The sequence below is a fragment of the Oleiphilus sp. HI0067 genome (genome assembly GCF_001635735.1).
This window is the reverse complement of record NZ_LWFI01001237.1, coordinates 1-1,211: the sequence shown is the minus strand read 5'-3', so window position 1 is coordinate 1,211 and position 1,211 is coordinate 1. Positions and strand designations below refer to the sequence as shown.

1 protein-coding gene is annotated in these 1,211 nt (G+C 42.4%); it reads left to right on the top strand.

Annotated elements, in window-relative coordinates:
- Positions 1-204: 204 nt before the first annotated feature.
- Entirely contained in the window at positions 205-1,143 is a 939-nt protein-coding gene (locus tag A3739_RS18740) for a porin (protein ID WP_068502400.1), read from the top strand.
- Positions 1,144-1,211 lie beyond the last annotated feature (68 nt).

Genomic DNA, 1,211 nt, shown 5'->3' with positions numbered 1-1,211 from the left:
TGCACTCAGTGTTCGAAAGTATGGCAGTCGTGAAAGAAATTGCTCGGTCATTTCGGTTGTAATATTTCTGTCATGGGTGTGAAATTAAATGGGCACCACTTTGGGGTTTCCCATTGAAACTATAAAAAACAATTTAATAGCTATTAAATTAACTAAGAACGAGCGGGCAAGGCCCAATCTTCAATTAGCAATAAGGAAGACGAAATGAAAAAGACTCTGATCGCTTCAGCTGTAGCAGCAGCTGCACTATCTTCAAACGCATTCGCGATGGATCATGCATCTGATCTTGCTGAAAAGCTTGATTTAATGCCAACTATCTACGGTAACATTCAGTTAGTTAACGACACTACTGATGACTCGCTTACAGATGATACTACTTCTGAGTTCGCAGATAACGGTTCTACGCTTGGCTTCAAGCACGAGCACGAGATCGCTTCAGGTATCTCAGGTTATTTCAAAGCTGAGCTTGAGTTCGATGCTGATGACAAAGAAGGTAACGGCGGCCTTAACGGTTTTGACGAAGCTTACATCGGTGTAAAAGGTGATTTCGGTAGCGTTCAGTTTGGTTCTGACGATACTGTTGCTGAAGATTTCGACGTTATGGACTTCGAAGAAGTTTATGGTATCGGAACTGGTAACTTGGTTGGTATGTCTGAAGGTGACAACATCCAATACCGATCTCCAGATTTCAACGGTTTGACTTTTGGTGTTACTCAAAAAGCTGATCAAAAGCCTACTGACACTGTATTGACTTCTGCTTCTGTTGGTTACTCTGCAGATGCATTCGGTGCAACTCTTTCTTACGCAGTTGGTCGTGGCGATGCAGAAGATGCATTCGGTCTTGGTGGTACTTTCGCTATTGAAGACTTAACTTTGATGGCTTCTTACGAAGATCAAGATAAAGCTTCATACGCTGCGATTGGTGCATTGTACACAATGGGTGCTGCTCAATACGGTACTGGTGACAACGGCTTGGACGGTGCTGCTGAAGAAACTGTTGACGAGTTCTGGTTGCAAGCGCTTTATAACATCAGCGACAACATGTACACGTACATTGAATACGTTGATGCAGAAGAAGAAACTGGTTCTACTACTACTAAGGATCAGTCTAACTTCTCAATCGGTGCTACATACTATTTCTAAGTCTAACTTAGTAAGCTAGTTAAAAAGAACCGGCCTATTGGCCGGTTTTTTTGTGTCTGTTGTTTAGT